Here is a 9,849-nt window from a genome sequence, read left to right on the forward strand (position 1 = left end):
TCCTTGTATGCATTCTATTTAAAGTTATATTCTACAAAAACATAGCTTTAATTGACGAATTAATAATTTTATCTTGCATAAGAACAATCATTTATATCAAGAGTAACTCCATTAATATAAGTAGGACAATCCGTTGCTAACCATACAATTGCTTTTGCAACTTCTTCAGCTTGAGCAAATCTTCCTGATGAAACAGTTTTTTTAAACTCTTTTTTTCTTTGTTCTGAGTTGTCTTTTTGCATATCAGTCTCTGTTGGACTTGGGGCAACGCAATTTACAGTAATTCCATGTGCACCTAAAAGTTTTCCATATATTTTAGTTGCATTAATAAGTCCAGCTTTTGCTATTCCATACCAAATATCTGGATGCCCAATTTGTCCTGCTATTGAAGCTACATTAACTATTCTTCCGTATTTTTGTGCTTTCATATTTTCACACAATAAATTCATTAGCTCAACTGGTGCGTGTAAATCTACATTTAATATTTTTTCTTTTGCCTCTTTTGGATAGTTATCATAAGAGTATTTAGGCTGCATAAAACCTGCATTATTAATCAAAATATCAACATTTCCAATCTTTTTTACTAAAACTTCTAAACCATCAATATTTGATAAATCATACTCTATTTCTGTAACATTTGGTAATCCACCTAATACAAAATCTTCAAAATCTCTTGCTACTACAATTACCTCATAATCAAGCTCTAGCATTGCTCTTGAAACTGCTAAACCTATTCCTTTATTTCCACCCGTTATTAATACTTTTTTTGACATAGGTATTCCTTTTATATTTTATATATAATTATTTTAGTTTTATTTACTTTTAAATTAGTTTAATTTCTTAATTAAGTAAATAGTAAATTAATTGTAAAGTATCAATAAAAATAAAGGAATAATATTGTGAATTATAAAAATGAAAAACAAATATTAAATATTATTAAATTTACACCACCCTTATTTATTATATCTATTTCCATTATTATTACAATATTTTTATATACGGAAAAGCAGTTAGCTCTTGAAGAAGAGAAAGATCAAATAAAAACGCAATTTATAAAAAGCAATAAAGAACTTATAAAAAAAGATGTAGATAAACTATATAATTTTATAAAAATAACTCAAAAAGAGACAGAAAAAAAACTTAAAGAAGAGATTAAACAAAGAGTCAAAGAAGCACATAGAACTGCAAATGCAATATACAGTATTAACAAAGATATAAAATCAGAAGAAGAGATAAAAAGACTTATAAAAGAAGCTTTAGTTCATATTAGGTTTAATGAAAATAGAGGTTACTATTTTATTTATTCACTTAATAATTATGAATGTATACTACTACCAATTGCAAGAAAGTTTGAGGGTAAAAGTTTTTATAACTTTAAAGATGGGAAAGGTGAGTTTCTAACAAGAAAAATTGTAGCTCAAATTAAAAAAGAAAAAGAAGGTTATTTAAGTTGGTGGCATCATAAACCAGATGACAAAATAAATCAATATAAAAAAATTGGGTTTAATATGCATTTTGAACCTTATGATTGGTTTATTGGAACGGGTGAGTATTTTGTAGATTATGAGAAAACAGTTAAAAATGAAATATTAGAATATGTTAAAAAATTATCCTCATCTTTAAATAGCTATTATTTTATTTTAGATTATGATGGAAAGGTACTAACAAGTAATAAAAAGAATAGTAAAAATCTAACAATAAAAGAGTCAAATAAAAAAGAGTTAATTAGTATTGCAAAATCAGGAGCTGGTTATTTATCCTATGACAATAGTGAAAATGCTACTACAAAAAACTCTATAAAAACAAGTTATTCAAAAGGTCTTAATGAGTGGAAGTGGGTAATTAGTAGAGATTTTCAACAAGATGAAATAGAGAAACTTTTTAAAGTAAAAAAGGAAGAACTAAATCGTAAGTTTGATACTAATGTAATATTTATATTTAATCTTACAGCTATATTAACTTTAATACTTTTAGCAATTTCTTTATATATTTCAAAACTATTGAAATTTAAATTTGAAAAATATAAAAATGATATTAAAGAAAAAATATTAGAAAATGATAGACAACAACATATGCTTGCACAACAGTCTAAAATGGCAGCAATGGGAGAGATGTTAGGTAATATTGCTCATCAATGGAGACAACCTCTTTCAATGATTACAACAGCTGCTAGTGGAATGAAAATGCAAAAAGAGTTTGATTCACTAGATGATGAAACATTTAATCGTTCTGTAGATAATATTACAAACTCAGCACAATATCTATCTAAAACTATTGATGATTTTAGAAACTTTTTCAAAACAGAAAAAGTAAGTTCACATATAAAAATAGCAAGTGTTTTAGAAAAAACATTAAAACTTACAAAAGAACAGTTTAAAAGTAATCAAATAAAAGAGATAGAAGAGATAGAGGACTTTGAAATATATGGAGTTGAGAATGAATTAATTCAGGCATTAATCAATATTTTAAATAACTCAAGAGATGTTCTTTTAACAAAAAAACAAGAAAGAGTAATTCAAATAAAAACATATATAGAAGATAATAAAGGAATTCTTAAAATCACTGATAATGGAGGTGGGATTAAAGAAGATATAATTGACAAAGTATTTGAACCATATTTTACTACAAAACATAAAGCACAAGGTACTGGAATTGGTTTATATATGACAGAAGAGATTATAAAAAAACATTTAGAAGCGTCAATTAGAATAAAAAATACTACATTGATAATCAAAGGAATTGAATATAAAGGATTAGAGAGTAAAATTGTTTTTAATATAGAATCTTAATATTAACCTTTTTTTATTAACTTCATTATTCTTTTATTTTCATCAATTTTACAAGCAGTGATTTCTCTTTTACTTCTTGAATTTTTAAAACAGTGAAGTGTTTTATTTAATACTTTGACTCTCTTATAAAATCTGTCAAGTCGTGCAATTTCAACTCTTATTTCATATTTATTAATAAGTTCAGTTTTTTCTTCTTCTAACTTTGTAAACTTATAATCATTAGCATTTAGTCCTATTGTAATAATAAGTAAAAATAGTATTTTGATAATAAATCCTTTTATTAAATCAATAATATCTAATTATACCTAATAAAAAGTAAATAAATTTAAGTGTTTATTCTTTATACTCTTTATTAAAAAAGGATATTTATGAAAATATTTATATTTATATTTACTCTATTTATATATTCACATGCAGTAAAACCTTATGCCTTACAATTTACAGGTGTAAAAGTTGAACATACATACTCAAACGCAGAGAAAGAAAACTATTTAATTGAACGTGTTATAAATAAGAAATGTATGGATATAGCAGTTTCTTCTGAAAACTTTGATGATGAAAACATAAGTAAAAATATTCCAAAAGAGTGTAAAAAAACACTAATCAAAGCAAAAGGTATAATTCAAGGATTATATATAAATGAGAATATAAAAACTTTTTCAGAAATAGAAGTACTAAACTTTTTATATACAAAAACAACAAAAAATCCATCAAAATATATATTGGTTGATAGTAGAAAAAAATCTTGGTTTGACCTTAGAACAATCCCAAGCGCTGTAAATATTCCTTTTGAAGATTTAAAATATGATGAAGATTTTAAAGAGGATTTTAATGATGCTTATAAAAACTTAGGTATAAAAGTATTGGATAAAAAAAGCTTTGATTTTACAAATGCAAAAACTGCAGTATTTTTTTGTAATGGCCCTTGGTGTCCTGTATCATCTAAAAGTATTAAATATCTAAGCTCTATTGGTTATCCAGAAAGTAAAATGATTTGGTATAGAGGAGGAATGGCTTCCTGGGAAAGTTTATCTCTTAGTGTTACAAAGTCATTAAAATAAGGTTTAAAACCTTATTTTAAAAAAGTGATTTAAAGTTTTTTAATATTTGCTCTGCTCCATCTTCACCTAACTTACCTTTTAAAACTTTATTTAGTTTTTCTTTTATTTTCTCTTTATTTTTATCGATTTGTTTATTTACTTGGTTTGATATTAAATCTTTTGAATCAAGAGAAATTTTAGGTTTTGTAGTTGTTCCTTTTACTTTTAAAGCAAATTGTGTATTTTTTATTTTAGTATTAATTAAAGCATCAATTGTACTTTTTTCTAAATCTAAAATTGATTTAGTTACATCAATTTGTGTATTTTTACTTTTCATATTAACCGTTGAAGATAAAACTAACTTATTAATATTTGTATTAATATCAACTGTTTCATAAACTTCTCTAGTAATATCAAACTTTGCGAACTGATTTAATAAAGTAGAAAAGTTATTAGGTAAAAAATGACCTTTTAATAAAGTACCTTTTAGTTTTCCTTTTTTCATTAACATATTATAATCTAGTGTTAAAGCTGTAGTAGAATCGAAAACATCAGGATAATAAAGCATATTAGTAAGTTCTTTAATTTGAACATTTTTAATATCAGCATGTAAGTCATCATTTTTTAGATTAAAATCTAAAACACCACCAAGAAGTTTTGAATTTCCAGTTAATTGAAGTGATTTGTTTTTATTTTTCATATTTCCATTTATTGAAACAGCACCTCTCATTTTTGTAGATGTAACATCATATAAATTTGCTAAACTAGGAATATTAAGTAAATAATTAGCATCAATAGCAGCATCCTTGAAAGTAAATACTGCATCTTTAATATCTAAGTTTGCTAAGGTAGTTGTTATTTTACTATTTGTAATAGCTTGATTTGGAACTAAAGTAGTTGTACTATTTCCTTTAAAAGTGATTTTCTTTTTCAAGTTTTGTTTAAATACTGTATTTGCAACTGGGTTAATTATTCTTCCATTTAATATTTGAGTTTTTATAACTCCTGCTAAAGTTTCTGCTTTTGCATCTGTAATATTTCCATCTATATTTAAAATACCATCTGCATATACAGGCTCATTTAAAATATGTAATAGCTTATCAATTTTTGCATTTGCAATATTAAATTTAATATATTCAGGAGCTGAATCTGCTAATTTAACAGAATAGTTAGTTAAACTATCAAAGATATTTGAATTACCATCTACTTTAATTATTCCATTATTCATAACAACATTTCCACTAGTAATAAAATTACCATATAATTTTGTTCCAATAATTCCCTCTAGTTTTTGTAAGTTTTTAACATCTAACTTATAATCACTTAATATTTTCCCACTATCTAAAAGTACTTCAGTTTTATTTGCAAAAAGATCTACAATTGATGTAATTAAATCTGATTTTATAGTAGCTTTATTAGGACTTAGATTTGCATGAATATCACTTTTAAAATAAATAGGAGAAGAGATATTTTGATTAAAGTCCTTATTTATTACTTGATTATTTAATTTACCCTTAGATATATTCACACTTACTTTTCCATCTAAAGTACTTAAATTTGCATCTTTGATATCACCTTTTAAACTTAAGTTTCCTTTTGCTAAATCTTTTTGATTTAGTAAATGAAGAAGTTTTTCTATTCTTGCATTTTTCATAAGAACATTAATATTTTTAGCTTCAAAATCAACAAGTTTTAAATCATATGATGTTTCACTTTGTGCGATACTAGAAATACCTTTTATTACAGAAAAGTTTGCATCACCTTTAAATGTACCACTTGTTGAAAAAGGACCATTCAGTTTTTGTTTAATTAAGTTTTCTAATTGTCCTAACTCATTTATTTTAATATCATATTTAAGATCTACTTTCTTTTTAAATATTGCTAAATCTCCTACAATATTTATATTTGAATTATCACTTATTGTTGCATTAAAATTTATAGTATTGAATGTTAATGTAAAATCATTAACTTTTAACTGCACATCTTTTTGCTCATCATTTACTTTATTTTCAATATATGAAGCTACAAAATTGTTACCTGATTTTGTAAATAAAACACCGTAAACTGCACCAATAATAAATATAATTAATATTGTTAAACTTATAAAAAACTTTTTCATAATAATCCTTGAATTAATAATTAGAATAATTATAGCAAATTTTTAAATAAACTATAGATTGATAGTCGTTTTATCTATTTATAATCTAATTTTATATATAATTTTTGCGATTAAAGTAATTAGTAGGGAAATATTTGCATTTATGTGAGTATTGCTTTATCTTTTAGATAAGGTTACGCTATCCGAACAGACTTTTATCAAAATATTTTTTAAGGATTTACAATGAAAAAAATCGTTTTATTAATGCTTGCTATTGCTGGAGCTGCTTTTGCTGCTGACGGTGCTGTTGCAAACGAAACATTAAAAGCTTACTCAGTACTTGCTGCTGGTGTTGGTCTTGGTCTTGCTGCTCTTGGTGGAGCTATTGGTATGGGTAATACTGCTGCTGCAACTATTGCTGGTACTGCTAGAAACCCAGGTTTAGGTGGAAAATTAATGACTACTATGTTCATTGCTTTAGCGATGATCGAAGCACAAGTTATTTATGCACTTGTTATTGCTATGATTGCATTATATGCAAACCCATTTTTAGGGTAAGCTTATAAGTTTCAACTTATAACTTATAAAAGGTCAAGCTTTTAGCTTGGCCTTTTTTTTTTGCTCTTTTTTATTATTCTTACAAAACAAAAAATAATTTTATAAATAATTTTAAAACACCTATGTTAAATACCTTTACTTTATAAACTCAATTAATAACTTATTTCTTAAATTAATCTGATATAATTAAATAAGAATAAATAAAAAAGGTTTTAAAATGAAAATAACAAGTATAAAAACAAAACTACTTGTGCTAGTACTGTTAAGTACTTTCATATCATTTGCTATATTAGGCTTTTATAATTCAAAAAATGAATATACTTCGCAATATAATTTAATAGAAAAAGAAGAACTTAATTTATCAAAAAGTACTTCAAAGTTTATTAATAGTTATTTACAGTCAAAAATAGATATAGTTGAAGCAATTGCAGATGTATTACCAAAAGATAATATTAATATAACAAATACAGATATATTACAAGCATTGAAATTAGGTAAAAAAGCAGGAAACTTTGTAGACGTGTATCTTGGCTTTGAATTAGATGGAGCATTACTTTTATCAGATAATTCAATTTTAAATGTTGAAAAAGATAATTTTGATTCGAGAAAAAGACCATGGTATATTGATGCTGTAACGAAAAGAAAATCAGGTGTATCCGAACCATATCTTGATGTAAGTACAAAAAAAATTGTAGTGTCTGTCTATACACCTTTGATAATCAATAATAAAGTTATTGGTGTAATTGGCTCAGATATATTTATTACTACAGTTGTAAATAGTATTTTAGATGTCAAAGTTAATGATAAGGGAATGGCTTATCTTATAAATGATAAAGAGAATATCATTATTCATAAAGACCAAAAACTACTTAATAAAAAAGATTCCTTATATACACAAATTAAAACAAAAGAAAAGTATGCCTTTGGTGAAGCAGATAATAATGGTATAAAAGAGTTAATGGCATATAGTACTATTGATACTACAAATTGGAAATTAGTAATTAAATTAAATAAAGATTCAATTTTTGAAGAGATAAATAGCCAAATTATAAAAGTAATAATTCTTTACATTATACTTTTAATTATCATTTTAACAATAATTTACTTCTCTTTAACAAAACTACTAGCACCTTTATCAATAGTTGAAGATGGTTTAAATTTCTTCTTTAGATATTTAAAAGGTGATGAAGAAGAAATAAAAAAAATAGATATTTACACAAATGATGAATTTGGGAACATGGCTAAAGTTATTAACTCAGAAATGATTTTAGTGTCTGATGGTATTAATCTAGATAGAAACTTAATTAATAATGTTAAAGAAGTAGTTTCGCAAGTAAATAAAGGGAAACTTGATATAGAAGTTAAAGAATCTGCTTCAAATAAATCATTAAACGAACTAAAAGATATATTAAATGAAATGATTAATACAATTAGTCATAATGTAAATAGTGATATAAATCCTATATTATCACAACTCCAAGAGTACTCAGAATTAAACTTTAAGAATAATATTCAAAATGCTAATGGTAATATTTCTAAAGGATTAAATGATCTGTGTAATATAATTAATCAAATGCTTCAAGAAAATAAAATAAATGGTTTAGCATTAGAAGACAGTTCACAAACTTTACTTCATAATGTTGATATTTTAAATAAATCCTCAAATGTTACTGCTGTTTCACTAGAAGAAACAGCTGCTGCAATTGAGGAAATAACAAGCACTATTATAAATAATACTAATAAAATTAGCGAAATGTCAAAGCATTCAAATGAATTATCCTTATCAATTAAAGAAGGTCAAGAACTTGCTAGTTCTACGGTTATATCTATGGATGAAATTAATGAACAGACACAAGCTATCGCAGATGCAATTACAGTAATTGATCAAATAGCATTTCAAACAAATATTCTTTCACTTAATGCAGCCGTAGAAGCTGCAACTGCTGGTGAAGCAGGAAAGGGATTTGCTGTTGTTGCACAAGAAGTTAGAAACTTAGCAAGTAGATCTGCAGAAGCAGCTAAAGAAATAAAAAATTTAGTTGAAAATGCAACACAAAAAACTGATAATGGAAAACAAATAGCTGATAGTATGATTAGGGGATATAACAAATTAAATCAAAATATTCAAAAAACTACTGAAGTAATTGTAGATATATCAGACTCTTCTAAAGAGCAAAAAACTAGTATTGAGCAAATTAATGATGTTGTTACTAAACTAGATCAACAATCACAAAAGAATGCAGAAGTAGCTACAGAAACTCATGATATTGCACTAAATAGTTCAAAGTTAGCACGTAAAATATTAGAGACTGTAAATAAAAAGAAATTTAGAGACAATTAAAAGTAGTTAAGAGATTTTCTCTTAATTATTAATTTCAAAAAATAAATATTAAGCATTTTTTATGTATATAAGTTGTAAAATTCGAATTCAATTGTCGAAGTGGCGGAACGGTAGACGCGCGGGCTTGAGGGAACAATTCAAGACGTTTCAGTGGTTGTGAGAATTTTTTATAAATGCGGCTGTGGTGAAATTGGTATACACGTACGCTTGAGGGGCGTATAGCGCAAGCTGTGGGGGTTCAAGTCCCCCCAGCCGCACCATAAAAGATTTAAAATCAACAATATTTTCAGCAGTAGCTTTTGACTTTTTATTACCATTATGACAACTATTTGGTAACTTACTTTTCTCGTTTTTTTCTCGGTAACACTAAGAAAAAACACTATTTCTTAATTAAAACTTAATTTACCCTAAAAAATACCCTATTTATGGTACCTAGAAACTATTTTTACTGAGAAAATTTAATATTTTTGATTCATAAGAGTAGATTAAAAAATGTTGTATCTTTTTTTGCCATTTGATTTACTTTGATTATTTGGAGCATCTCTAAACATTTCTGTCTTTTGTTGCAAAATATTTATAAACTCCGTATTATTTGGAACTAGAACATCACCAGAAACTATATTAAAATATGCACTTAGCATTGGTTGAGCAATCATTGACTCTTCAAGATTAAGCAGAAACTCTTTATATATTTCTTCATCATATTTTTTTATAGCCACGAATGCATCAACTTTTTTTCTTCTTACATCATTTATAAATTGGTTAATTCTACAATCTATTTCAGGGGTAATTACAACACCATTTTTCATTGTATGTAAATTTGCCTTTTCATTAGTATTCAAAATTGTCAAGTTATTATAGGGGAAACTGTAACTCTTTAAAACTTGTACAAAGTCCTCTAAACCATTCTCAACTTTTTTATCAAGTGATGCACGATCTAAATTTAAAGCATTTAAAATTATGTCAAGGTGTTTTACTCTCAACACAACACAGTTACTATATACATCTTTTAAATAAGCATAA

Annotated in this window: 7 protein-coding genes and 1 tRNA gene; 5 read left to right on the forward strand and 3 right to left on the reverse strand. The window is 25.6% G+C overall.

Going from position 1 to position 9,849, the window contains the following annotated elements; genetic code table 11:
• Window positions 1-68: 68 nt before the first annotated feature.
• Complete coding sequence (locus GBG18_RS11300; protein WP_152191162.1) at window positions 69-773, reverse strand: SDR family NAD(P)-dependent oxidoreductase; 705 nt, start codon at window positions 771-773, stop codon at window positions 69-71.
• Window positions 774-899: 126 nt separating this feature from the next.
• Here GBG18_RS11300 and GBG18_RS11305 point away from each other — a divergent pair, with 126 nt between their 5' ends.
• Complete coding sequence (locus tag GBG18_RS11305) at window positions 900-2,789, forward strand: sensor histidine kinase (RefSeq protein WP_152191164.1); 1,890 nt, start codon at window positions 900-902, stop codon at window positions 2,787-2,789.
• A 368-nt stretch (window positions 2,790-3,157) separates the two neighbouring features.
• Window positions 3,158-3,850 carry a rhodanese-like domain-containing protein gene (locus tag GBG18_RS11310; RefSeq protein WP_152191166.1) on the forward strand — a complete coding sequence of 231 codons (693 nt, stop codon included), beginning with the start codon at window positions 3,158-3,160 and terminating at the stop codon, window positions 3,848-3,850.
• A 16-nt stretch (window positions 3,851-3,866) separates the two neighbouring features.
• Here GBG18_RS11310 and GBG18_RS11315 read toward each other — a convergent pair whose 3' ends face one another.
• Complete coding sequence (locus tag GBG18_RS11315; RefSeq protein ID WP_152191168.1) at window positions 3,867-5,948, reverse strand: hypothetical protein; 2,082 nt, start codon at window positions 5,946-5,948, stop codon at window positions 3,867-3,869.
• Window positions 5,949-6,170: 222 nt separating this feature from the next.
• Between GBG18_RS11315 and GBG18_RS11320 the strand changes: the two genes are divergently transcribed.
• The 3 genes from GBG18_RS11320 to GBG18_RS11330 all read left to right on the forward strand — a co-directional run bounded on the left by GBG18_RS11320 (window position 6,171) and on the right by GBG18_RS11330 (window position 9,086).
• A complete protein-coding gene (locus GBG18_RS11320; RefSeq protein WP_152191170.1) occupies window positions 6,171-6,485 on the forward strand; it encodes a F0F1 ATP synthase subunit C in 315 nt (104 codons plus the stop codon).
• A 217-nt stretch (window positions 6,486-6,702) separates the two neighbouring features.
• Window positions 6,703-8,826: a methyl-accepting chemotaxis protein gene (locus GBG18_RS11325; RefSeq protein WP_152191171.1), complete on the forward strand. Its 2,124-nt coding sequence runs from the start codon at window positions 6,703-6,705 to the stop codon at window positions 8,824-8,826.
• Between the two features lie 175 nt (window positions 8,827-9,001).
• Window positions 9,002-9,086 (forward strand) — tRNA-Leu (locus tag GBG18_RS11330).
• 225 nt (window positions 9,087-9,311) lie between these two features.
• Here GBG18_RS11330 and GBG18_RS11335 read toward each other — a convergent pair.
• A partial coding sequence (locus GBG18_RS11335; protein WP_226896458.1) for a hypothetical protein occupies window positions 9,312-9,849 on the reverse strand: 538 nt, incomplete at its 5' end.

Origin of the sequence: Poseidonibacter ostreae (assembly GCF_009208075.1) — a bacterium.
GTDB lineage: Bacteria > Campylobacterota > Campylobacteria > Campylobacterales > Arcobacteraceae > Poseidonibacter > Poseidonibacter ostreae.